Raw genomic sequence first — 23,323 nt, 5'->3', positions numbered from 1 at the left:
TTGCTAGGGGCCTTTTTGTTTTTAACTGGCTAAATTTGCTTGCCGGTAATCCTTTGGCGACATCTCAACTTTTTTCTTGAAGAGAAAACTAAAGTAATTTGGGTCATTATAGCCGATTTCAAAGGCGATATCGGATAGCCGCAAATCGGTCGTTAACAGCAGTTGCTTGGCTTTTTCAATCCGTTGATTGGTCAAGTATTCGATAAAGGTTGAGCCAGTGGATTGAGAAAAAATCGTACTAAAGTGGGCAGCGCTGAGGCTGACAACTTCTGCCACTGATTTTAATGAGATATTGGGATCAGCAAAATTTTCCTTAATATAGTTTAGGGCTTGCTGAATAACGCTTTGATATTTTTGCATCATTGGATTGCCCTTTTTCGCCAACAATTGCGGTAGTAAATTAGCTAAAACACCTTGGAAGGCCTGTTGATTATTTGGTGCAGTGGTCAATAACTCAATATTATCCAACTCGATATCAATATCATCAGGATCAATGTTTTCATTGCGATAAATCAATCCTTTTAGCTCTATCAAAATAAAAAAGCGAAACATGCGGGTCCGCTCAATTGTCCCTTGATCTTTGGACAGTTCGGCAATGAGGTCTGGAATTTCTTTTTCCGTCAAATCAGCTAAGCGTTGACTCAAATCAATCTTAAAGGGGTTGGTGGGGGAGAGCTCGCCTTCTTTTAGATTATCTTCATAGCTCATGATTTTTTCCACCCGAATCAGACCATAACTATCCAGCATATCCTTAGCTTTGCGATAGGAACGAGGCAGGTCGGAAATCCGTTCGACAATGGGACCTGTGGCTACTACGAGATTATCGCTGCCGATTTCTAATTCATTGATTAAGGTTTGCGCCACTTGATAGCTTTTTTCTAAGACAGTCTTTTCATTGGAATCAAAGATTAATAATTTGATAAAGCGGCTGGACAGGCTGGAGAAAAAAATCTGCGAGTCGGTCTGATAAAGAAAATTTAGTTTTTCGGCATACTGTGTGTAGTCCCCTAAGAAATGTTCGTCTCGATTACTGACTAGCATGACATTGATTTTCTTGCCGACTAAACTTTTTTGAAAGGGCTCAATCTGCTTGACGACATCAGAAATTGCGATGGTTCCCGAGAGTAAATTGTTTAAAAGCTGATTTTTTTGAGATTCAATTTTGATGACACTATCCGTTGAAGGTCCCTCCAGCTGTTTTTTTTGCTGGTCCAAATTTTTAACGGCTTTGGACAAAGCCTCCTCTAGCTCACCGCTTTTAATCGGCTTTAATAAGTAATCATCCGCCTGCACTTGAATGGCGGTTTTGGCGTATTCAAAATCGTCAAAGCCGCTAATAAAGATTAAGCGGACATAAGGCAAGAGCTTGCGGGCTTCTTTGGCAAAGGTCAAGCCGTCCATAAAGGGCATTTTAATATCCGTTAAAATAATATCCGGTCGCAAATCTAAAATCGAGGACAGCGCCAGTTCACCATCTGCCGCTTCGTCGAGATATTCGATTGGGATTTTTTTGGCCAAGTCGTTGACCTGCTGCCTGAGACTTTCGCGAATCAAATGCTCGTCTTCCACAATAAAGACCTTATACATGATTTTCCTCCTTGTTTAAGCTGGCTGTCAGTGAAACGGCAGTCTCTTTGGAATGTTTTTTAGGAATTACGATGTAAATGCTGGTGCCGGTTCGATAGATACTCTCAATTTTGAAACTGGCCTCACCATTATAGTTCAGCATAATTCGCTGGTAGACATTGTGCAGGCCGTAGCCGTTTTCAGATTCGCCAAGCAAACCTTCATTTAAATTATCAGTGATTTCCTGCAGCTTTTCTGGCGTCATGCCAATGCCGTTATCGCTGACGACAATTTGCCAATCAGTTGTCGTGGCAGTGACGGATATTTCAATCAAGCCCCGTCTGCGGACAAATTTAGTCCCGTGATACACCGCATTTTCCACTAGCGGCTGTAAAATCATTTTCAAGATTTCTTCCTCTTTTAATTCCTCAGGATAACTGATTGTATAGTTCAGCATAGCGCCATAGCGAATCTGGAGGATTTTTAAATAATCCTCCACATGGCGAATTTCCTGTTCTAAAGAAATCCAGTCCGTGCCTTTGCTTAAGGAAATCCGGAAGAAATCGGAGAGGGCATAGGTCATTTCAATCGCCTGTCGGTAATCACCGGCTTCAATTAAAGAAACGATAGCATCTAAACTATTATAGATGAAGTGGGGAGTTATCTGCGCTTGTAAGACGCGGATTTCACTTTGGGCCAAATGATACTGCTTCAAAGCATTTTCCTCTAGCAGCTGGGTTAAATCCTCCGCCATTTTATTCAAACTATAGGTCAGGTTTTTCATTTCAATTGTGTCAGGAATCTCTGCCCGAAAATTTAACTCACCGTTGGACAATTTTTTCGACAGCTCGACTAAGTTTTTTAGAGGGTCTTCGACTTTTTTTCTTAAAAAACGGCTGTTGCGGCGAATGAAATAGAAAATGACTAATAAGATAACTCCTTGGGCTAAGGTTAAAAGGAAAACAGAGCGGATCAACTCTTGATTAGTCTGACTGGCCAAGTCAATTTCCAATCGAACAAAGCGGTCGAGAAAATCAATGACGCTATCGACAACCGCCTCAGCGTTACTGAGAATGGCTTCGCCTTCTTCATAGCTCTCATCGTTTTCAACACTGGTCACCAGTTGATTTTGATAATCCTCTAAATTGCTGAGGGTCCTTAAGGCGACATCCAAGCGATTTAGTTCAGAATTGCTTTGGACATTTTCTTGAATATGGTAAATATCCTCCCGCACCTCATCAATCACGTTGTTATCCTGAAAATCTTCAATACTAATTTGACCATAAGCCAGATCATACATGCTTTCTAAGGCTCGGTCCCGCATGGTCTCGCTGACGGCATTGGCTTCTTGGATATTACCGATGGTTTGCTGGTAGATAAAAATTTGCCGCGTATAAAAAATCACACTGATTAATAAGGGAATAATGGCAATGGCAATCATGACGATATTGGTTTTGCGGAAAATATCTTTGATACTACTATCCTTCATGGCAGTCACCTAATAATTGCGAGGGGGAATTTGGCTAAAATCCATGTCATCGGAAAAAACCGTTTCATGGACATAAATTTCCTTAGGCAAATCCGTTTTGCCGTCTAAATAACGCTTAATGGCGTTACGGACATAAATCCCTTGATTCGGATTGCATTCCACCACACAATTGACCTCTCCCGCCTTTAATTTGTCTATCATATTTTTCTGGGCATCAATCGAAACGATAATAATATCTTTCCCCGGTGCAACGCCGGCTGCCTCCAAAGCCTCCATCGCCCCAAGAGTCATCTCATCGCTTTGACTAAAGAGAACATCAATTTGGCTGATATCTTTCTGTACGATATAGTCAGCCATCGCTTCTTTCCCTTTACGGCGAATAAAATCGCCACTGATGCTGTCGACGACTTGAATCGTTTGCTGATTGTCTTGATAATTGCGCTGAATGGTTTCAGAGAACCCTTCACTTCTTAAAATAGTCGGCGAGGCATTTACGTTGCCGGTCAATTCAAGGACATTGACCTCGCTGTATTCTTGATTGCGAAAATAATTGCTCACGTATAAGCCAGCCCGGTTGCCCTCGGCTTTAAAGCTCGGACCAATGTGGGTGACCATCAGCTCTTGGCCGGCACCTTCTTCTAGAGCCAGCACGGCACTTTTTTTTAGGGTTTCTTGGCTGACTTCAATACTGCGGTCAACCACAAAGACGGGAATATTAGCTTTTTGTGCTTCTAATAAAATATCATCCCAACCAGATTCTTGCAGAGGAGAGAGGACGATAATGTCAACATTATAGGAAATAAAACTGCGAATATCTTGAATCTGCTGCTCCAAGCTGAGATAGGCATTGCGATACAACACTTCATAGCCTTCTTTTTCCAGCTCTGTTTGAACCGATTCAGTATGCTGCTTACGCCAATTGCTCTCAGTTCCCAATTGAGAGAAACCGATTACAATTCTAGGGATGCTCACATCAGTTTCACTATCAGCTGTAGTGGTAGTAGTGGAACACCCGTTTAAAAATAAAAAGAAAAATAACAAACCCACTAATTTTTTCAATTTAAATCAACTCCTCTAATTGGCCTTATTATAACAGATTTTTATAGGTTTATTTTCCTATTTCAAGGCAATCAAAAGAAATCCAAGTTTTTCCAAAAATAAATCAAGTTTTTTTTCGCAATTTTGAAATGTCGGAAAAAAATTAAAGATTTTCCCAAAAAAACTCAATGTAAGCGGTTCGAAAATAACCTATACTAAGTCCGTAAAGAAAATTATTTGGAGGGATCAAGATGAAGTTCAATATGAAAAAGGCAGCAGCAGTGGTTGCAACGTTAGCTTTAGGGGTGTTATTGGTAGGTTGCGGTTCCAGCGGCGGATCAGATTCCGGCGGCAGCGGCGACAAAGGCTATGTTGGGATTGCCATGCCAACAAAATCAGCAGAACGCTGGATTGAAGATGGCAACAACATGGTGGATCAATTAGAAGAACTTGGATATAAAACAGATTTACAATACGGGGAAGATAAAGTTGAAAACCAAGTAGCTCAAATTGAAAATATGATTACTAAAGGCGTAGACACGTTAGTTATTGCGTCCATCGACGGCTCAGCTTTAACCGATGTATTGGAAAAAGCCCACAACGAAGACATCACTGTCATTGCGTATGACCGTTTGTTAATGAATTCAGAATATGTGGATTACTACGCGACCTTCGATAACTTTAGCGTTGGGGTATTACAAGCTTCTTATATTGAAGATAAATTAGATTTAGAAAATGGCACGGGTCCATTTAACATTGAATTATTTGGTGGTTCACCAGATGACAACAACGCCTTAATTAATTACAACGGTGTGATGTCAGTCTTCCAACCTTACTTTGACAGCGGCCAACTAGTTTGCCAATCAGGTCAAACGGATTTCAACCAAATCGCAACCCTGCGTTGGGATGGTTCAACTGCCCAAGCGCGGATGGATAATTTATTGAGTGCTAACTATACAGACAAAGAATTAGACGCTGTCTTGTCACCATATGATCCAATTAGTTTGGGAATTATTTCTTCCTTAAAAGGGGTTGGTTATGGTTCAGCGGATCAACCATTACCAGTAATTACTGGTCAAGATGCAACGATTGCCGGCGTGAAATCCATTATTGCTGGTGAACAAACTGAAACTATCTTTAAAGACACTCGGGTTCTTGCTGAAAATACCATCGACATGATTGAAGCCTTGGCTAATGATGAAGAAGTGCCAGTAAACGATACTGAAACTTATGACAATGGTGTAAAAGTAGTGCCAACTTACTTGGCAACGCCAGTTTCTGTAGACAAAGATAATTATGTTGCAGAATTAATCGATACTGGTTACTACACTGAAGCAGATTTGAGCAACTAATTACAAGGTAAAAACTGAGAATGAAGAGGTACAAGCTAATTTCTCAGAAAAAAATAGTTGTAGATTAGCGCCGAGGACCTACTGGACCGTAGGCGCAAATTTACTTTAACAGATGTTGACTTAAAAAAGTTACAAGCTACTTGATAGAGAGGGTGAATTCAATGTCAGATTATATCCTGGAGATGAATAATATCGTCAAGGAGTTCTCTGGAGTGAGGGCCTTAAGTAATGTCAATCTGAAAATTGAACGGGGAGAAATTCATGCTTTGTGCGGCGAAAATGGTGCCGGCAAATCAACGTTGATGAATGTCTTAAGCGGATTGTATCCTTATGGCAGTTATGAAGGCGACATTATTTATGAAGGCGAAGTCTGTAAGTTCAAAGATTTAAGAGATAGTGAAGAAAAAGGGATTGTGATTATTCATCAGGAATTAGCTTTAAGCCCTTATTTATCCATTAAAGAAAATATTTTTCTCGGCAACGAACAAGCTAAACATGGTGTCATCGATTGGGAATTAACGGAAAAGAAAACCGAGAATCTTTTAAAGACTGTCGGACTTAAGATTAATCCGAATATTTTAGTTTCTCAAATCGGTGTAGGTCAACAGCAATTGGTTGAAATTGCCAAAGCTTTTTCTAAATCTGTACGCCTGTTGATTTTAGATGAACCAACGGCTGCTCTTAATGAAGAGGAAAGTGCCAATCTACTTGGTCTAATCAAAGAATTTAAAAATCAGGGAATTACTTCAATTATTATTTCCCACAAGCTTAATGAAATCGTTAGTGTTGCTGACCGCATCACCATTTTGCGGGATGGGGAAACGATTGAAACGTTGGAAAATTCAATGATTTCTGAAGAACGCATCATCAAAGGCATGGTTGGTCGGGATTTGACGAACCGCTATCCTGAGCGGCATCCGAATATCGGGGAAGTCTTTTTTGAAGTCAAAGACTGGACAGTCCATCATCCAATCGATAGCTCACGGGTAATCAATAAAGACATCAATTTCCATATAAGAAAAGGAGAAATTGTCGGCATTGCCGGCTTGATGGGAGCTGGTCGGACAGAATTTGCCATGAGTGTTTTTGGTCATTCATACGGCAGCAATATTTCTGGACAAGTGATCAAAGATGGCCAAGACATTTCAGTTAAAGATGTGCCGGCCGCCGTTAAAAACGGCCTAGCCTATGTGTCAGAAGACCGCAAGGCACTTGGATTAAATCTTTTGATGGACATTCGTGAAAATACGACGATTGCCAGTCTCGGGAAAATTAGTCATGGCGGTGTCATCGACAAGGAAAAAGAAATTGTCGATGCCGTGGAATATCGCAAACGGATGCATACCAAAGCCAGCTCGATTTTCCAAAAAGTAAGCAGTCTCAGTGGTGGGAACCAACAAAAAGTTGTCTTGTCAAAATGGCTGATGACAGAACCGGATATCCTGTTTCTTGATGAACCGACCCGCGGAATTGATGTGGGAGCCAAGTATGAAATTTATACCATCATTGAGGAAATGGCGGCTGCCGGTAAAGGAATTTGTATTATTTCTTCTGAGCTGCCGGAAATTTTAGGGATGTGTGATCGGATTTACACCATGAATGAAGGCCGCATGACCGGTGAAGTAATGCGGGCGGATGCGAATCAAGAAATGCTGATGAATCTTATGACTTTGGAAGAGAGTGTGGTTTAAATGGAATCAACCGATAAATTAAAAGAGAAAAAAAGTAGCTCCTTAAAGGATAAAGCCTTAGAAATTTTTAGTAAATATAGCATGGTCATTATTCTCGTTGTCCTTTTAATTGCCTTTCAAGTGATGACGGAAGGAATCTTTTGGCGGCCGTTAAATATTACCAACTTGGTTTTGCAAAATAGCCATATTTTAGTTTTGGCAGCTGGCATGTTGTTAGTCGTTCTCTTGGGACACGTTGACTTATCCGTTGGTTCCGTGATGGCTTTTGTCGGTGCGATGGCCGGCTTAATGATGGTTAATAATAATATGAGTCCGTGGATTGCCGTACCTGCTTGTTTATTACTTGGAGCAGCGATTGGTGCTTGGCAAGGTTTCTGGGTCGCTTATGTCGGGATTCCCGCCTTTATCGTGACCTTATCCGGACTTTTAATGTTCCGAGGCTTAACACAAGTTGTTTTAGGTGGTCAGTCGTTAGCACCATTTCCAACCGCTTTCCAAAAAATTTCAACTGGCTATCTACCTGACATTATGGGGGGAGAACATATTCACTTCCTTTCCATGATTATCGGCTTTATTATCACAGCTATTTTAATTTTTAATCAATGGCGGGCACGGGAACGCCGTCGTAAAAATGAATTTGAAGTAGAATCGATGACGACCTTCCTTTTAAAAGCTGGCTTTACAGCTGTAGTTTTCTTAGGTGTTTCTTATATCTTTGCCTCTTATCAAGGCTATCCAGTTATCTTGATTTTACTTGGAGTTATTGTTGCCGTTTATGGATTTTTAACTAATAAAACCGTAGCTGGTCGTCAGATTTATGCAACCGGGGGCAATAAAAAAGCTGCAGAACTTTCCGGGATTAAAACGAAAAAAATTACCTTCTTAGTCTTTGTTAACATGAGCATGATGGCCGCTTTAGCTGGTTTGATTTTAGCAGCCCGCTTGAACGCTGCCACACCACAAGCCGGTCAATCAATGGAATTAGATGCGATGGCTGCCGTTTACTTCGGTGGTGCTTCTACCTCTGGTGGTATCGGAACTATTATGGGGGCAATCGTCGGTGGTTTAGTGATGGGTGTCTTAAATAATGGGATGTCAATTCTTGGTGTCGGTGTCGATTGGCAACAAGCCATTAAAGGTTTGATTCTCCTCTTGGCAGTTGTCCTAGACATTTACAACAAGAAACGGAAAATTTCTTAAGGAGGCAAAAGCATGGTCGATCCAAATGCAAAAACCATTCTGCTGATTTGTACAGCCGGTATCACTTCAGGTCTGCTGGTAAAAAATATGCAGACAGCAGCCGATGAACAACGTTTAAATCTGCACATCTATTCGGCACCGGCAATTATCGCCGAGCAGATTATTCAAAATCAAAAGGTCGATGTCTTAATGATAGGACCGCAATCAGAATACGAGATTGCCCGCTTAAAGGATTTTTTAAATTATAAAGCCGTTCCTTATAAGCTTATAAAAAAAGAAGATTATGAAACATTGGACGGCGAGGCTGTCTTAAAAGATGGCTTAACCCTCTTAAACTAGTTTCCTCCAAGATTTATTTTGTTTTTTCATAAAAGGCAGGTGTTATATAATTTTAGCCAGGAAAAGCCAAAATTGTAAAGCAGCTGCCGCACCCTCTGAAGGCTATAGGTCAGGCAAAAGGATATAACAGCCAGCGATAAATCGGCTGGACACCTTTTGCTGTATCCTATAGTTTTTTTCAATTGAAGAAATCCCGTCGGAAATTTTGAAAATATTCTTACTTTTTGCTGAAAAAGGAGTATAGTAGAAACGAAAGGGTGGTAAAGAGGTATTATGAAGATTAATTGGCGGAAGAATTTATTGATTTCTTGGATTGGCTGTTTTTTTACGGGGGCAAGTTTTAGTCTGGTGATGCCCTTTATTCCTGTTTATATTGAACAATTACATACACCAGCCGACCAAGTGGAATTATTTTCTGGTCTGGCAATTTCGGTTACAGCTTTTGCGGCCGCTATTTTCTCACCAATTTGGGGTAATTTAGCTGATCGGCGGGGCCGTAAAATGATGATGATTCGGGCAGCTGCCGGTATGACCGTTTCCATGGGGGCCTTAGCTTTTGTACCAGATGTTTATTGGCTATTAGCCATGCGGTTTTTGACTGGAGTTTTATCCGGCTACATTCCAAATGCGACTGCCATGATTGCCTCCCAAGCTCCTAAAGAAAAAAGCGGCTGGGCGCTGGGAACCTTGTCGACTGGCGCCGTTGCAGGTTCATTAATCGGCCCTTCTTTGGGCGGTGCTTTAGCCCAGTGGTTTGGCATGAGCAATGTTTTTATCATCACGGGAGTGGTGTTAGCCATCACCACGTTACTGACAGTCTTCTTAGTGAAGGAAGATTTCCAGCCGCTGCCAAAGGGCGAGATGATGTCCTCCAAAGAGTTATTTGCCAAGATTGATCGTAAATCTATCTTAATCGGCCTGTTTATCACCACCTTGATTTTACAATTAGGGGTCACGAGTATCACACCGATTTTAACTCTTTATATTCGCCAATTAAGCGGCGATATGAACAATATTTTATTTGTCAGCGGGCTGATTGTTTCGATTGCCGGTGTGTCAGCGATGATTTCGTCACCGATTTTAGGCCGCTTAGGCGATCGCTATGGCAGCCACCGGGTTTTATTGGGCGGCTTGATTTTATCCTTCTTATGCTTTGTACCGATGGCCTTTGTGACTTCGCCATTTCAATTGGGGGCTCTGCGCTTTTTGCTTGGCTTTTCCACCGGCGCATTGATGCCTTCGATTAACACTTTAATCGGCAAAATCACCCCCTTTGAAGGAGTCAGCCGGATTTATAGCTACAATACAATGTTCAATAATTTTGGTCAGGTTTTAGGTCCATTAGTGGGCTCAACAGTTGCTTCAACCTTAGGCTACGCTAGTGTTTTTCTTGTGACCAGTGCTTTTGTCTTGATGAATATCATTTTATCACTGTTTAATTTTAGAGGATTATTGAAACGAAATTTTGATTAAGCATCAAAATGAAGAATAATAAAAAACCAGCTACATGTTGCAACCAGCTGTTAGCTAAGCCCTTTTTGTCAGAGGCTTAGCTAATAACAGCGAATGATTGCATGTAACTGGTTTTTCGATTATATTTAAGATTGATTTGAAGATGTGTGGGGTTTGGCTCCATAACGAATTAAAATAATGATAACACCGGCAATCAGTGAAACAATTGTCGAAATTTTAAAATCAAAGGCAGTGGCCGCTAAAGAGCTGGCAATATAACTAATCACTTGGCCTAAGATAAAAGCCCAAAATAAGGTAACTACATAACGCATGACCTGCACCTCTTTTCTCACGCTTAGTTTAGCACAATCTATAAAATAAAGTAAAGAAAACTCTCTAGATAAACTTAGAAATTTTCATGAAAGGATGACGAGAATGCTGCCTCAGTTAAATACGACTACCAGCTTCACCTTATTGCAAAGTACCTTAAAAATTAAGTCATTGGTTGAAACTGCCAAAGCTCGCGGCTATCAAGCTCTGGCCATTGCTGATCATAACGTTTTGACGGCAGCGGTGGATTTTTTCCAAGCCTGCCAGAAAAATCAGCTGCAGCCAGTGATTGGCCTGCGCTTGGATTATCAGATTCCTGATCGTGATGGAGTCTTTCAACTGGTAGTCTATGCCAAAAATATAGCTGGTTATCAGCAGCTATTGCAACTTTCTACCTATAATATGACCCATGACAAGCCACTATTCCTTGAAGAACAAGTGGAAAACTTCAGCGAGTTAGTCGGGATTTTGCCGGCGGACAATGAGCTACGGACAAATGATCGGTTCAACGAAGCCTCAGCAAATCGGCTCCCTTTTTTCCAAGAGCTGTTTAGCGACAAGCAATTTTATTTTGCTGTGGAAGTGCCTGACTTAGAAACTGAAAATGCTTGGCTAGCCGAGCTGCAAGCGCAAGGCTTGCCGCTAATCGCTTTTCCTAGTGTCCGCTATCTAAATGCCAATGAAAGCTTTGCCGTCAAAGTGATGCAGCACATCAATGACGGAACAATTTTGGAGGAAAATCTGAATGATGGGTTTCGCGATATTCGCGGCACTGAATTTTTACGGAATGCTGCTGAAATCACCGAACTCTATCAGTGTTTAGGATTTGCTGAGGCGGTAATCGCCGCAGAAAATTTAGTCGCTACGTGCCAGTTTGAATTGCCACTCCATCAAAAATTACTGCCCCATTATCAATTGCCGCAAGGGGAAACTGCTGCTAGCTATCTAGCCAAATTGTGTCAACAAGCTCTAACCAAGCGTGTGCCCGCCGAAGATAGTCGTTATACTGAGCGATTAAATTACGAGTTAGAAATCATTCACTCCATGGGCTTTGACGATTACTTTTTAATCGTTTGGGATGTTATGGCCTTTGCCCATCAAAATAAAATTGTGACCGGAGCAGGACGGGGCTCGGCTGCTGGCTCACTGGTAGCATATTTACTAGAAATTACCGATGTAGATCCGATTCAATATGATTTATTGTTTGAGCGATTTTTAAATCCAGAGCGTTATACCATGCCAGATATTGATTTGGATATCCCTGATAATAAGCGGGATGAAATTTTACAGTATGTTCAAGAAAAATACGGTCATTTTCACATGGCGCAAATTGCGACTTTCGGAACCATGGCAGCAAAAATGGTCTTGCGGGACGTGGCCCGGGTCTTCGGTTTATCCCAAAGCGAAGCCAATCGTTGGAGTCAAGCGATACCAAACCGCTTGAAAATTACTTTGCCCCTTGCTCTTGAAGATTCAAACAAGCTGCAAACTTTAGCCGGCCAATCAGAAAAATATCAACTGCTCTTAGAGACCGCCATGCAATTAGAGGGCTTGCCACGACACGTTTCAACTCACGCAGCTGGCGTGGTTATCAGCGATCAAAACTTAGTCGAGCTGGTTCCACTGCAAACGGGTTCCGATAATATCTTATTAACGCAATTTACCATGAATGATGTGGAAGCCATTGGTCTGTTAAAAATGGATTTTCTAGGCTTACGCAATCTTTCTATTATTGATGACACCTTGAAAGGGATTAAAAAAGGGTATGGAATTGAATTTGACTATAAGCAAATTCCCTTAGATGATTTACCGACAATTGAGCTCTTTCAAAAAGGGGCTACTAGCGGAATTTTTCAATTTGAATCAGCGGGTATTCGCAACGTTTTGCGGCGTCTGGAGCCTAATGGGATTGAAGATATTGCCGCTGTTAATGCCCTTTATCGCCCTGGTCCTATGCAAAATATTGACACCTTTATTCGCCGGAAAAAAGGCCAAGAGCCGATTCGCTATCCCGACGATAGCCTAGCAGAAATTTTAGGGAATACCTATGGCGTCATGGTTTATCAGGAACAGGTCATGCAGGTGGCTTCAAAAATGGCGGGCTTTTCACTGGGGCAAGCCGATATTTTACGGCGGGCCATCAGCAAGAAGAAAAAAGATGTCTTAGATGAACAGCGGCATCTCTTTGTCAGCGGGGCTATAAAGCAGAGCTATTCTGAAGCAAAAGCCAATGAAGTCTATGACTATATCGAACGCTTTGCTAACTACGGCTTTAACCGTTCCCACGCTTTTGCTTATTCCTTTGTCGGATTTCAAATGGCCTATCTGAAGGTTCATTATCCAGCACCTTTTTACGGCGCACTATTGCATTCGGTGCGGCATAATCCAGCAAAAATTAAAGAATATGTCAGTGAGGCCCGCAAAAACGGCGTGGAATTAATCGCTCCTTCAATCAATCAAAGCAGCTACAGCTTTAAAATTATTGATCAAGGGAAAATTTTATTTGGCTTGAGCGGCTTAAAAGGCCTGCGTCGTGATTTTATTTTAGAAATTTTAGAAGAACGGCGGGCGGCGGGACGCTATACCAGCTTTGATCAATTTTTAATTCGCACCCATAATAAATGGCTTAAGCTGGAAAATCTGCGGCCATTAGTGGCAATCGGTGTGTTTGATGAAATCGAGCCTAACCGCAAGCAATTGATGAACAATTTGGAAAGTAAAATTCAAAATACGATTTATAGCGGCGGTAGTCTAGATTTATTAGGTATCATGGAATTAAAAGAAGCCGAGCTGCCGGATTATACCTTAACTGAGCGTCTTAACTTGGAGGAGGACTATTTAGGCATCTATCTCTCTGGCCATCCGACAGAAGGCTTCCATAAATTACGCAAAGCGAAAAAAATTCAAAGCATCACCGATAGTCTAGCGGGTCAAAAAAATCGTGTTCTATATTATTTACGGGATTTACGGGAGATTCGCACCAAAAAAGGCGAGTTGATGGCTTTTCTTGAAGGCAATGATAGCTCAGGCGAAATCAGCGTAACTATTTTTCCCCAATTGTATCGTAGAGTGATGGGTATTTTAGAGGTCAATCAAGTCTATTACATTGAAGGCAAGGTTGAAGAGAGCAGCTATAATCAAGAGCTCCAGTTACTAGCGGAAAATATTCAGCCGGCTATCCAAATGGAAGGGCAGATTGCTGACCAAACTGCCTATCTCAAAGTCATTCCTGAAAATGATACAAAGGAATTTTTGCAAAAACTCCAGGGGATTTTGCAGCGCCACAGCGGACATATTCCCGTGATTGTCTTCTTTTCTGGTAGCGGGCGCAAAATTCAGTTGGCAGAAGCTTTTTGGGTGGATGACAGCCGGGAAGCAGCCGAACAATTGAAATATCTTCTTGGAAATGAAAATGTTGTTTTCAAAAATATCACAAATTAGAAGTAAAGTATTTTCATTTTTTTCAACTTTTTAGGGGTTAACCAAGACTTTTCCTAATAGATTATGGTAAAATGGGTCTCGTGGAAAAATCAAATTTTCAAAAACTCAGAAACTGGTTTTCAGTCTGAGAAGTAAACTAATGAGGTGACATATAAATGAAGCGCATTGGAATCTTAACAAGCGGTGGCGATGCACCGGGAATGAACGCGGCAATTCGTGCCGTGGTGCGTAAAGGTATTTATGAAGGATTAGAAGTTTATGGCATTAACTATGGCTATGCCGGGTTAGTTGCTGGAGATATTCGCAAACTGGATGTTGCTGATGTCGGTGATATCATTCAGCGGGGTGGGACCGTGCTTTACTCTGCCCGCTATCCAGAATTTGCCACAGAAGAAGGCCAATTAAAAGGCATCGAGCAATTAAAAAAATTCGGAATTGAAGGCTTAGTAGTTGTCGGTGGTGACGGCTCTTATCATGGAGCAATGGCTTTGACTAAACACGGCTATCCAGCAATTGGTATCCCAGGGACGATTGACAATGATATTCCTGGAACTGATTTTACCATTGGTTTTGATACAGCTATCAACACGGTCTTAGAATCTGTCGATAGAATTCGTGATACAGCGACTTCTCATGTCCGGACATTCGTCATTGAAGTGATGGGTCGCGATGCCGGTGATATCGCATTGTGGTCAGGTGTGGCCGGTGGGGCTGATGAAATTATCATTCCTGAACATGACTTTGATATGGCAGAAGTTGCCAAAAGTATTCAAAGCGGCCGAGAACGCGGCAAAAAACATTGCCTCATCATTTTGGCTGAAGGGGTAATGGGGGGCAATAAATTTGCCGAAGAATTGTCTGCTTATGGCGATTTCCATACTCGGGTCTCTATTTTAGGTCACGTAGTACGTGGTGGTTCACCATCTGCACGAGATCGCGTCTTAGCTAGTAAATTCGGCGCCTATGCTGTTGATTTGTTAATGGCAGGTAAAGGCGGCTTATGTGTAGGCATGCTTGAAAACAAAGTCGTGGCAGCCGATATTATTGATACTTTAGAAAACAACAAGCATAAACCTGATTTGTCTTTATTCGATTTAAATAAACGTATTTCTTTCTAACGTTAAATTGCTCTTGAAAGAATGCATTTAAAATAAAAAAATATAGAGGAGCGTTTTTCTGTAATGAAAAAGACTAAAATTGTCAGCACTTTAGGACCAGCCAGTAACACAGTAGAAATTATTTCTCAATTGATTGAATCTGGAGCCAATGTATTTCGTTTCAACTTCTCCCATGGAGATCATGAAGAACAATTAGGTCGGATGGAAATGGTTCGCCAAGCTGAAAAAGCAATTGGCAAAGATGTTGCCATCTTGTTAGACACTAAAGGTGCTGAAATTCGGACTACCGTTCAAGACACAACTGAAGCGGATTACGGTCGTGCTGGCTATATTCAATTTACAGCTGGTGACAAAACTCGCATTTCAATGGACCCTGAGTTAAAAGGGAAAAAAGAAAAAATCGCTGTCACATATCCTGGTTTATTTGACGATGTGCATGTGGGCGGTCACGTATTATTTGATGACGGCTTGATTGACATGCAAATTCTTGAAAAAGATGCTGTTAACCGTGAACTAGTTGTTGAAGTGAAAAATACTGGTATGCTAGGCTCAAGAAAAGGGGTCAATGCACCAGGCGTTTCAATCAGCTTACCTGGTATCACTGAAAAAGATGCGGATGATATTCGTTTTGGTTTAGATAATGATATCGACTTTATCGCTGCAAGTTTTGTTCGTAAAGCACAAGACGTATTAGATATTCGTGAAATTATCGAAGAAAAAAATATGAATCACGTACAAATCTTCTCTAAAATTGAATCACAAGAAGGTATTGATAATATCGATGAAATCATCAAGGTTTCTGATGGTATCATGGTCGCTCGTGGTGACATGGGTGTCGAAATTGCGGCTGAATTAGTACCATTGGCTCAAAAACGCATCATCAAAAAATGTAACCTTGCTGGTAAATCTGTTATCACAGCAACACAAATGTTAGAATCAATGCAAGAAAATCCTCGTCCAACCCGCGCTGAAGCGTCTGACGTTGCCAATGCGGTCTTTGATGGAACAGACGCAACCATGTTATCTGGTGAATCTGCCAATGGGGATTATCCAGTTGAAGCAGTTGCAACAATGGCTAGAATTGACGAAGAAGCTGAACAAGCTTTATCGGAAATGGGTACTTTCCAAATCAATCAATTCGATAAAACCGATGTAACTGAAACAATTGGTTTATCAGTGGCTCGTGCTGCGAAAAACTTAGGCGTTAAAACAATCGTTGCAGCGACTGAATCTGGTTATACTGCGAAAATGATTTCAAAATATCGCCCAGAAGCTGATATTTTAGCGGTTACCTTTGATGAAAGAACCAAACGTGGTTTGATGTTAAACTGGGGTGTCTTCCCAACCGTTGCTGAAAAACCAACAACAACTGATGAAATGTTTGACTTAGCAGCTAAAAAAGCCGTTGATTTAGGCTTTGCTGAAGAAGGCGACTTAATCTTAATCACAGCCGGTGTACCAGTTGGCGAACGTGGAACTACTAACGTTATGAAAATCCAATTAATCGGTTCTAAATTATTAGACGCTCAAGGTGTTGGTGAAAAAGCAGTTGTTGCCAATGCAGTGATTGCTAACTCTGCTGAAGAAGCAAATGCTAAAGCGAAGGATGGAATGGTCTTAGTTGTTCCAACAACTGACAAAGATTATATGCCAGCTATCGACAAAGCAGCAGCTTTGGTTGTTGAAGAAGGCGGCTTAACAAGCCATGCAGCAGTAGTCGGAATTGCCAAAAACATTCCGGTTATCGTTGGTGCACAAGATGCCCGCAATTTGATTGCGGATGGTGAATTAATCACCGTTGACCCTCGTCGTGGAATTGTCTACCGTGGTCAAACAACAGCTATCTAAAAGATAATCTCTCTAGAGGTTGTGACATTAGTCAAAAACAGAAACGAACTTAACGGACAATATCTTTTAAGAAAGATTAAATATTGTCAATTTGCGACGGGAACCTATTGGACTACAGTCGCAAACAAAGTATGGTTTGGGTTTCCATCTGTTAAAGAGATTAATGTTACAGCCTCTTTTTTATTGAAAAGCCAGAAGAAGGCAATATAAAGGGACCAGCAAAAGTTAGCCAAAAATGCTAATTTTTGCTGGTCCCTTTATGCAATTTACAATAGTAACTGCACTTTTTATTCTCATGTTTTGTCACAAGGTCACTTTATCCCGGCAACACCATTAGCCGTTCAGGTGTAATCTCTTGAAAACGAATCGGCTTTTGATAAAAGTCCGATAGATTTTCCTTAGTAAATAAGGTTTTTCTTTGACCCTGAGCAAAAATTTGACCATCGCGAATCATCAAAAGGTGATCAAAGGTCGGCAAAAGCTCCTCCGTGTGATGGGTGACAAACAATAGAGCTGGTGAATTTTTTTCAGCAGCTAAGCGGTCAATGCGTGCTAACAGTTCTTCTCTAGCGAAGAGATCTAGTCCGTTGCAGGGCTCGTCTAAAATTAACAGCTCTGGGTCCGCCATTAGAGCGCGGCTAATTAAGACAATTTGCCGTTCCCCTTGAGACAGTAGTTTATAAGGACGCCCAATTAATCTCTTGGCATCAAAGGAAAGTAAAATGTTTTTAGCTCGCTCCATGTCTTCAACGGAATATTTTTGGTAGATACCAATACTGGCAAATTTTCCTGATAACACGATTCTTTCAGCGGTTTCGGATTCATGAATCCGATATTGCAATGCAGTCGAAACCCAGCCAATCCGTTTTTGCAGCTCTGGAATTGAAGTGTGGCCAAAGACTTCGCCTAAAACCTCCAAACGGCCTTTAGAGGGCCAGAGACTGCCGGTGATTAGCTGCAGAAGCAAAGTTTTGCCGGTGCCGTTCAGCCCTAAGATACCCCAGTTTTCCTTTTCCTGCATCTGCCAATTAATTTCAGATAGTAATTTATGCTGCTCCCGAATCAGTGAAACATTTTCAAATGAAATGATTTCCATAGTAAACACCTTCTTTTCTATAGCATTACTATAAAATATCCTAGCCAATTTGCCTACTGTTTTTAGCAAAAAGCGGCAAAAAGTCAAAATGAAAAGGTGTCAAGAAAATTTCATTGACAAAGGTTTTTAAGCCCTGTATAATAGCTTTTGTTGTGTAGAGGTGAGAAGATGAAATGGTCATTATTAGAACTTCGGAAATATCAGGAAACACCTTTAGAATTTTCCGAAACTCTTGATTTAAAGCAAAATTTAATCAAACGTGATGGCTCCATTTTAGATTTGGAACCAGTTGTTGTGGAAGGAATTTTAACTGTTGATAAAGCCGCCTATATTATTCATTATCGGGTGCAGACAGTTATCACAATACCTTCGACGCGTTCTTTGGAACCAGTAGTCTTGCCCATGGACTTTACGGTGGATGAAGTATTCATGACACCAGAACAGTACAATCGGCGAGAGGATTTGATTCCTGAAGAAGAGATTATCATCTTAGACAAGGATTCAATTGATCTAGATGAATCAATTGAAGACAATCTACTCTTGGCAATCCCCACACGGGTTTTGACGGAGGCAGAGGAGCATGCGGACAAATTACCTGAGGGTGATGGTTGGCAAGTGATGTCTGAAGAGGACTATCTTCTACAACAAGAACAAGCAGCAGATCAGCTTGATCCTCGTCTAGCTAAACTTTCAGAATTATTCTCTGACGATGATTCGAAATAAACGCTAGATTGGAATAAATTTGCAGGATTTTTCTGCAAAAATTTATAAAGGAGGTGTTTGTCAATGGCAGTACCAGCTCGTAAAACTTCTAAAGCGAAAAAAGCAAAACGTCGTACTCATTACAAATTAATCATTAACGGTTTAAATGAATGTCCTAATTGTGGTGAAATGAAGAAAAGCCATCATGTATGCTCAAATTGTGGCTACTATGACGGAAAAGACGTTATGACTAAAGAAGAAGCATAAGACATTTTTGAAATGTCGAAAACCCCGAGACTAACCATGGAGTCTCGGGGTTTTCTTATGACGGATGTTATTTAGTTTTTTTCACAAACAAATACTATTTTGTTTCAATTATTAATTTCTTAGGATATAATGAGAGAGATTAGGGAGAATTCCCATTTTTTTAGGAGGTACCAAAATGACAAAACAACAAATCGGTGTTGTCGGCATGGCCGTCATGGGTAAAAACCTAGCACTGAACATCGAAAGCCGCGGATACTCTGTCGCTATCTATAACCGGACGGGTTCTAAAACCGAAGAAGTGATCGCTGAACATCCGGATAAAAATCTACACGCTGCATTTACTGTAGAAGAATTCGTGAACTCATTAGAAACACCTCGTCGCATTTTATTAATGGTCAAAGCTGGTGCTGGAACAGACGCAACTATCCAATCGTTATTGCCTCACCTAGACAAAGGAGACGTTTTAATCGATGGTGGGAACACCTACTTTAAAGATACGATTCGCCGCAATGAAGAGTTAGCTAATTCTGGCATCAACTTTATCGGCACCGGCGTTTCTGGTGGTGAAAAAGGTGCCTTGGAGGGCCCTTCTATCATGCCTGGCGGCCAAAAAGAAGCTTATGATTTAGTGGCGCCAATTTTAGAAGAAATTTCGGCTAAAGCAGAAGACGGCGCACCATGTGTGACCTATATCGGCGCAAACGGTGCCGGTCATTATGTCAAAATGGTTCATAATGGGATCGAATACGGCGACATGCAATTAATCGCTGAATCTTATGATTTAATGCAAAATATTCTAGGCTTATCTGTTTCAGAAATGGCGGATATTTTCAGCGAATGGAACAAAGGCGAATTGGATTCGTATCTAATTGAAATCACGGCGGATATTTTAACCCGCAAAGATGATGAAGGCACCGGCAAACCAATTGTGGACGTTATTTTAGATGCTGCAGGGAATAAAGGCACTGGTAAATGGACCAGTCAAGATGCTTTAGACTTAGGCGTGCCATTATCATTGATTACTGAGTCTGTTTTTGCCCGCTATATTTCAGCCTATAAAGAAGAACGGGTAGAAGCTAGCAAAGTCTTACCGAAACCAGCGCCATATAATTACGCTGGGGACAAAACGGAATTAATTGAAAAAATTCGCGAAGCTTTATACTTTAGTAAAATCATGAGCTATGCCCAAGGATTTGCGCAATTACGTGTCGCTTCCAAAGAATACGATTGGGACTTACCATTTGGCGAAATCGCAAAAATTTGGCGCGCTGGTTGTATTATTCGAGCCCGCTTCTTGCAACGCATTACCGACGCCTATGACAAAGATGCGGATTTGAAGAATTTATTGTTGGATGACTATTTCATGGAAATTACCGCGAAATACCAACAAGCTGTCAGAGATGTTGTAGCGATTGCCGTTCAAGCCGGTATTCCTGCACCAACTTTCTCAGCAGCGATTGCTTATTTTGATTCATACCGGGCAGAACGTTTACCGGCCAACTTAATTCAAGCACAACGGGATTACTTTGGCGCCCACACCTATGAACGGACAGACAAAGAAGGCATTTATCATTATAGCTGGTACCACGAAGAATAATTCGCAGAAGAGAATGTTAGCGAAGAAAGGAAAATTGAATGAGTAGTATTCTAATCATTGAAGATGAAAAGAACTTGGCTCGCTTTGTTGAATTGGAGTTAAAGCATGAAGGCTACACAACGGAAGTTCATTACAATGGACGGACTGGCTTAGAAGCTGCCCTTGAGGAAGAATGGGATGCTATCTTGCTAGATTTAATGTTGCCTGAATTGAACGGCTTAGAAGTTTGCCGACGGGTACGTCAGGTGAAAAACACACCCATTATTATGATGACGGCCCGTGATTCGGTGATTGACCGGGTTTCTGGTTTAGATCACGGTGCAGATGATTACATCGTTAAGCCCTTCGCTATTGAAGAGCTGCTGGCACGCTTAAGAGCCTTATTGCGCCGAATTGACATTGAAGGCGATAAAAATATCGCTAAGCAAACGACATTAACCTACCGTGATTTGACGATTGAAAAGGAAAATCGAGTGGTGCGTCGTGGTGAAGAGATTATCGAATTGACGAAACGTGAGTATGAACTACTGTTAACTTTAATGGAAAACATTAATGTTGTTTTAGCTCGAGATGTTTTATTAAACAAAGTCTGGGGTTATGAAACAGAAGTTGAGACAAACGTTGTCGATGTTTATATCCGTTACCTTAGAAATAAAATTGATGTTCCCGGAGAAGAAAGCTATATCCAAACTGTACGGGGAACAGGCTATGTGATGCGTTCATGATAAATAGAAAACAAGTAGAACTGAAGGGGCCCTCTTTGACTGTCAAGTGGGCCTTGGCAAGTTCTTTCTTTATATTCGTTGTTTTTACAATTTTTGCTGTTATTACCTATCAACGGACCGTCAGCCTGATGGCGTCGAGGGAGCAGGCCAACGCTGAAACAACCATGACTGATACAGTAGCTCGTCTAGCTCAAGCAGATCAAGAATTATCGACAAGTTCGGTTGTGACCTATTTGTTTAACTCTGCCGATGAGGTAACCGATAATTCCAACGATCAGACTGTTTATGAAATTGATGGGTTATACAGTGAATTAGGTCAGGAAGACTTGAATCTGACAATCTTTGATTTGTCAGAGGAACCGATTTTCCAAACGCAGGCAGCCACACAAGATTTCGCCGGAACAGATGTCAAAGAAGCAGACATCACCACCATCAGTAATGAAACCGGCCTGCTTTCAGTTGAGCCGATTCGTTCCGTCACAACCAATCAAGTAGTTGGCTATGCCCAAATCTTTTATAGCCTCAGCAGCTTTTACGAAATTCGTGAACGCTTGTTGCTGACCTTAGTTGTTTTAGAAATCATTTCACTAATTCTATCCAGCTTTTTAGGCTTTTTGCTCTCCAGTTACTTTTTGAAACCTTTAAAAGTTCTCAGGAATACGATGGAAATTATCCGTAATGATCCAGAATCCGATGCACGGATGCCCGAAATCAAGACCAATGATGAACTCGCTGATATCTCAGAGAATTTCAATGAAATGCTCGACCGGATGAAACTCTATATTGAAAGTCAAAAACAATTCGTAGAGGATGTTTCCCATGAACTCAGGACACCAGTGGCGGTCATCGAAGGTCATTTAAGTATGCTGAACCGCTGGGGAAAAGATGATCCAGAAATTCTGCAAGAATCCATTCTAGCAAGCCTCCAAGAAATTAGTCGGATGAAGACTCTCGTTCAGGAGATGCTCGATTTGTCTCGAGCACAGCAATCGGAAATTCTTTACAAAAACGAAACTTCTAAAGCCAAAGAAGTTATCTATCAAGTTTTTAATAACTTCAAAATATTGTATCCAGAATTTACCTTTACTCTAGATGACGATTTACATGAAGAAGTCGATGTTAAAATCTATCGCAATCATTTTGAACAGTTAATCATTATCATTTTGGATAATGCTGTCAAATACTCAACGAATCGCAAAGAAGTGCATATTTCAATTTCCCGCAATAGCACTGCTTTTGAGTTAGCTATTCAAGATTTTGGTGAAGGAATTACAGAAGAAGATTTAAAGAAAATCTTCAACCGCTTTTACCGAGTAGATAAAGCTCGAGCTCGGACTAAGGGCGGAAACGGATTAGGTTTATCAATCGCCAAACAACTTGTTGAGAATTATAAGGGAACAATTTCGGTCGATAGCTCAGTAGGTCATGGTACAATTTTTAGAATTACATTACCACTTGTTGTAAAATAACAGATATCTTAAGAGGATTCAGAGCTGTAGTTTTGAATCCTTTTTTTATTTGCAAAATATCGAAGTTTTTGAGGAGAAATTTTGGCTTCTTTTAGTTCAATTTCCGAACAATCTTGAAGGAATTAAAGAGAGCGTTCCGATAATAAAAAAAATAGCAAAAAGCGTGATTTATCTCTTGCATTCTTGCTGTAAGATTGGTATATTTTATCTTGTCCTTGTGAAAGAAATAATTCGTTTGAGAAATTTAAAAATTCTTGTTGACGAATCTATAAAGGCATGATAGACTAACAAAGTCGCTTGAGGATGAGGAGTTTAAGATAACAAAACTTCAAAAAAATTCACAAGCTAGCAACAAAACTTTTCTAAAAAAACTTTTTGAAAAATTGTTGACAATCAGTTGAAAAGCTGATAAGATATAAAAGTTGCTGAAACAACAGATTCACTTCTTTCGAGAAGCTGAATTGCAACAAGTTGACCTTTGAAAACTGAACAAAGCAAACGAACCAATGTGTAGGGCGTTCTTGATATTCAAGAACAAAATAAACATTGCAAGCAAAAGCTAGCAAACAATTAATGAGCTAACAATCGCAAGATTGTGCAAAC

Annotated in this window: 18 protein-coding genes; 13 read left to right on the top strand and 5 right to left on the bottom strand. The window is 40.8% G+C overall.

The features are described 5' to 3' along the window. Positions 1–21 precede the first annotated feature (21 nt). From AC1Z3S_RS13350 to AC1Z3S_RS13340, 3 genes are read right to left on the bottom strand one after another with little or no spacing between them, the layout of a single operon-like run. Positions 22–1,587: a response regulator gene (locus AC1Z3S_RS13350; RefSeq protein ID WP_461740776.1), complete on the bottom strand. Its 1,566-nt coding sequence runs from the start codon at positions 1,585–1,587 to the stop codon at positions 22–24. Beyond that, positions 1,580–3,055 (bottom strand): sensor histidine kinase, encoded by a 1,476-nt coding sequence (locus tag AC1Z3S_RS13345; RefSeq protein ID WP_461740775.1) that lies wholly within the window; start codon positions 3,053–3,055, stop codon positions 1,580–1,582. Before AC1Z3S_RS13345 ends, AC1Z3S_RS13350 begins: the two co-directional genes overlap by 8 nt. A 9-nt stretch (positions 3,056–3,064) precedes the next feature. Then, a complete protein-coding gene (locus AC1Z3S_RS13340; RefSeq protein WP_461740774.1) occupies positions 3,065–4,114 on the bottom strand; it encodes an ABC transporter substrate-binding protein in 1,050 nt (349 codons plus the stop codon). Between the two features lie 230 nt (positions 4,115–4,344). Here AC1Z3S_RS13340 and chvE point away from each other — a divergent pair, with 230 nt between their 5' ends. The 5 genes from chvE to AC1Z3S_RS13315 all read left to right on the top strand — a co-directional run bounded on the left by chvE (position 4,345) and on the right by AC1Z3S_RS13315 (position 10,148). Then, complete coding sequence (gene chvE, locus AC1Z3S_RS13335; protein WP_461740773.1) at positions 4,345–5,445, top strand: multiple monosaccharide ABC transporter substrate-binding protein; 1,101 nt, start codon at positions 4,345–4,347, stop codon at positions 5,443–5,445. A gap of 161 nt (positions 5,446–5,606) precedes the next feature. Beyond that, positions 5,607–7,136 (top strand): multiple monosaccharide ABC transporter ATP-binding protein, encoded by a 1,530-nt coding sequence (mmsA, locus tag AC1Z3S_RS13330; RefSeq protein WP_461740772.1) that lies wholly within the window; start codon positions 5,607–5,609, stop codon positions 7,134–7,136. After that, entirely contained in the window at positions 7,137–8,336 is a 1,200-nt protein-coding gene (gene mmsB / locus AC1Z3S_RS13325; protein ID WP_461740771.1) for a multiple monosaccharide ABC transporter permease, read from the top strand. A gap of 12 nt (positions 8,337–8,348) precedes the next feature. Further along, the gene (locus tag AC1Z3S_RS13320; protein WP_461735737.1) at positions 8,349–8,675 is read left to right on the top strand and encodes a PTS sugar transporter subunit IIB; all 327 of its coding nucleotides are present in this window, start codon (positions 8,349–8,351) and stop codon (positions 8,673–8,675) included. A gap of 273 nt (positions 8,676–8,948) precedes the next feature. Beyond that, a complete protein-coding gene (locus AC1Z3S_RS13315) occupies positions 8,949–10,148 on the top strand; it encodes a multidrug efflux MFS transporter (RefSeq protein ID WP_461740770.1) in 1,200 nt (399 codons plus the stop codon). Positions 10,149–10,273: 125 nt separating this feature from the next. Here the strand turns inward: AC1Z3S_RS13315 and AC1Z3S_RS13310 are convergent, their stop codons facing one another. Further along, complete coding sequence (locus tag AC1Z3S_RS13310; RefSeq protein WP_265455122.1) at positions 10,274–10,459, bottom strand: YjzD family protein; 186 nt, start codon at positions 10,457–10,459, stop codon at positions 10,274–10,276. Positions 10,460–10,562: 103 nt separating this feature from the next. On the opposite strand from AC1Z3S_RS13310, the gene dnaE reads away from it, so the two are divergent. The 3 genes from dnaE (at position 10,563) to pyk (ending at position 16,864) form a co-directional block, all read left to right on the top strand. Next, positions 10,563–13,898, top strand: a complete 3,336-nt coding sequence (dnaE, locus tag AC1Z3S_RS13305) for a DNA polymerase III subunit alpha (RefSeq protein WP_461740769.1) — start codon at positions 10,563–10,565, stop codon at positions 13,896–13,898. 155 nt (positions 13,899–14,053) lie between these two features. Then, positions 14,054–15,016 carry a 6-phosphofructokinase gene (pfkA, locus tag AC1Z3S_RS13300; protein WP_461735740.1) on the top strand — a complete coding sequence of 321 codons (963 nt, stop codon included), beginning with the start codon at positions 14,054–14,056 and terminating at the stop codon, positions 15,014–15,016. 63 nt (positions 15,017–15,079) lie between these two features. After that, positions 15,080–16,864, top strand: a complete 1,785-nt coding sequence (gene pyk / locus AC1Z3S_RS13295; protein WP_461735741.1) for a pyruvate kinase — start codon at positions 15,080–15,082, stop codon at positions 16,862–16,864. A gap of 316 nt (positions 16,865–17,180) precedes the next feature. Here pyk and AC1Z3S_RS13290 read toward each other — a convergent pair whose 3' ends face one another. After that, positions 17,181–17,960, bottom strand: coding sequence for an ABC transporter ATP-binding protein (locus AC1Z3S_RS13290; RefSeq protein ID WP_461740768.1), 780 nt, complete (start codon positions 17,958–17,960; stop codon positions 17,181–17,183). A gap of 168 nt (positions 17,961–18,128) precedes the next feature. Here AC1Z3S_RS13290 and AC1Z3S_RS13285 point away from each other — a divergent pair, with 168 nt between their 5' ends. The 5 genes from AC1Z3S_RS13285 (at position 18,129) to AC1Z3S_RS13265 (ending at position 22,720) form a co-directional block, all read left to right on the top strand. Further along, a complete protein-coding gene (locus tag AC1Z3S_RS13285) occupies positions 18,129–18,683 on the top strand; it encodes a YceD family protein (protein ID WP_461740767.1) in 555 nt (184 codons plus the stop codon). 63 nt (positions 18,684–18,746) lie between these two features. Continuing rightward, positions 18,747–18,929 (top strand): 50S ribosomal protein L32, encoded by a 183-nt coding sequence (rpmF, locus tag AC1Z3S_RS13280; protein WP_461740766.1) that lies wholly within the window; start codon positions 18,747–18,749, stop codon positions 18,927–18,929. Between the two features lie 175 nt (positions 18,930–19,104). Next, a complete protein-coding gene (gene gndA, locus AC1Z3S_RS13275) occupies positions 19,105–20,526 on the top strand; it encodes an NADP-dependent phosphogluconate dehydrogenase (protein ID WP_461735744.1) in 1,422 nt (473 codons plus the stop codon). A 38-nt stretch (positions 20,527–20,564) separates the two neighbouring features. Next, positions 20,565–21,251 (top strand): response regulator transcription factor, encoded by a 687-nt coding sequence (locus AC1Z3S_RS13270; RefSeq protein WP_461735745.1) that lies wholly within the window; start codon positions 20,565–20,567, stop codon positions 21,249–21,251. Next, positions 21,248–22,720 (top strand): HAMP domain-containing sensor histidine kinase, encoded by a 1,473-nt coding sequence (locus AC1Z3S_RS13265; protein ID WP_461735746.1) that lies wholly within the window; start codon positions 21,248–21,250, stop codon positions 22,718–22,720. Before AC1Z3S_RS13270 ends, AC1Z3S_RS13265 begins: the two co-directional genes overlap by 4 nt. The last annotated feature ends 603 nt before the right edge of the window (positions 22,721–23,323 follow it).

It is taken from the genome of Enterococcus sp. LJL90 (assembly GCF_056924355.1).
Note: the sequence above shows the minus strand (reverse complement) of the source record. Positions and strands in the feature narration are given on the sequence as shown.

Coding starts and splice junctions, on each gene's coding strand:
- AC1Z3S_RS13350 (WP_461740776.1), bottom strand. CDS start 1,587: ATGTATAAGGTCTTTATTGTGGAAGACGAGCATTTGATTCGCGAAAGT.
- AC1Z3S_RS13345 (WP_461740775.1), bottom strand. CDS start 3,055: ATGAAGGATAGTAGTATCAAAGATATTTTCCGCAAAACCAATATCGTC.
- chvE (WP_461740773.1), top strand. CDS start 4,345: ATGAAGTTCAATATGAAAAAGGCAGCAGCAGTGGTTGCAACGTTAGCT.
- mmsA (WP_461740772.1), top strand. CDS start 5,607: ATGTCAGATTATATCCTGGAGATGAATAATATCGTCAAGGAGTTCTCT.
- mmsB (WP_461740771.1), top strand. CDS start 7,137: ATGGAATCAACCGATAAATTAAAAGAGAAAAAAAGTAGCTCCTTAAAG.
- AC1Z3S_RS13320 (WP_461735737.1), top strand. CDS start 8,349: ATGGTCGATCCAAATGCAAAAACCATTCTGCTGATTTGTACAGCCGGT.
- AC1Z3S_RS13315 (WP_461740770.1), top strand. CDS start 8,949: ATGAAGATTAATTGGCGGAAGAATTTATTGATTTCTTGGATTGGCTGT.
- AC1Z3S_RS13310 (WP_265455122.1), bottom strand. CDS start 10,459: ATGCGTTATGTAGTTACCTTATTTTGGGCTTTTATCTTAGGCCAAGTG.
- dnaE (WP_461740769.1), top strand. CDS start 10,563: ATGCTGCCTCAGTTAAATACGACTACCAGCTTCACCTTATTGCAAAGT.
- pfkA (WP_461735740.1), top strand. CDS start 14,054: ATGAAGCGCATTGGAATCTTAACAAGCGGTGGCGATGCACCGGGAATG.
- pyk (WP_461735741.1), top strand. CDS start 15,080: ATGAAAAAGACTAAAATTGTCAGCACTTTAGGACCAGCCAGTAACACA.
- AC1Z3S_RS13290 (WP_461740768.1), bottom strand. CDS start 17,960: ATGGAAATCATTTCATTTGAAAATGTTTCACTGATTCGGGAGCAGCAT.
- AC1Z3S_RS13285 (WP_461740767.1), top strand. CDS start 18,129: ATGAAATGGTCATTATTAGAACTTCGGAAATATCAGGAAACACCTTTA.
- rpmF (WP_461740766.1), top strand. CDS start 18,747: ATGGCAGTACCAGCTCGTAAAACTTCTAAAGCGAAAAAAGCAAAACGT.
- gndA (WP_461735744.1), top strand. CDS start 19,105: ATGACAAAACAACAAATCGGTGTTGTCGGCATGGCCGTCATGGGTAAA.
- AC1Z3S_RS13270 (WP_461735745.1), top strand. CDS start 20,565: ATGAGTAGTATTCTAATCATTGAAGATGAAAAGAACTTGGCTCGCTTT.
- AC1Z3S_RS13265 (WP_461735746.1), top strand. CDS start 21,248: ATGATAAATAGAAAACAAGTAGAACTGAAGGGGCCCTCTTTGACTGTC.